The sequence below is a fragment of the Synechococcus sp. H60.1 genome (assembly GCF_047462335.1).
GTDB lineage: Bacteria > Cyanobacteriota > Cyanobacteriia > Thermostichales > Thermostichaceae > Thermostichus.
The window spans coordinates 1-746 of the sequence record NZ_JANSJA010000191.1 but is presented as its reverse complement, the minus strand read 5'-3'; the positions used below and the strand labels follow the sequence as shown (position 1 = coordinate 746).

Annotated in this window: 1 protein-coding gene; it reads right to left on the bottom strand. The window is 56.7% G+C overall.

All coding sequences use genetic code 11. From position 1 onward, the window contains the following. On the bottom strand, positions 1–687 hold a 687-nt coding region (locus NW852_RS09830), incomplete at its 3' end, for a CobW family GTP-binding protein (RefSeq protein ID WP_414426689.1). Positions 688–746: the final 59 nt, after the last annotated feature.

The following is a 746-nucleotide window of genomic DNA, read 5'->3' as shown; positions in this document are numbered from 1 at the left end:
ATGCTCATGGTCATGCTCGTGCCCATGCTCAGTGTCGTGAGCCTCCTCCTGAGGCAGAGAGCTGGACTGAAACAGATCTGTATCCAGGATCAGCTCCAGGGGCACTGCGCTGTTGACCGTGCGCAAAATGCGGGCATCTTCCTTGATCTCGCGGATGCGTTTTTCCAAGCGTTCGATTTCCGCCGGCTCAACCAAGTCCGTTTTGTTGAGGAGAATGACATCCCCATAGGCAATTTGGCTGTAGGCGACGTCGCTGTTGAACAGGTCGGGGGCGAAGTTAGTAGCATCCACCAGCGTGATGATCGAGTCCAGTCGTGTCAGATCCCGCAGTTCTGGCCCCAAAAAGGTGAGGGCAACCGGCAAGGGATCCGCCAGTCCTGTGGTCTCCACCACCAGGTAGTCGATTTTGTCGGAGCGCTCCATCAGGCGCAGCACGCTCTCGACAATGTCGTCGCGGATGGTGCAGCAGATGCAGCCGTTGTTGAGCTCTACGAGGTCTTCTTCGCTGGAGACAATCAGCTCGCCGTCGATGCCAATCTCCCCAAATTCGTTGACCAGTACCGCTGTGCGCATCCCCTTCTGGTTGCGCAGGATGTGGTTGAGCAGGGTGGTTTTCCCACTGCCCAAAAAACCCGTGATGATGGTAACGGGTAAGCCTCGCTTGGGCACTTCAATGGTGGGGGTCATAGAGAACCGCGATCTGCTAAGGGAGAACCCTTCCACTCTATCCTCTGGAAGGCCGCTCT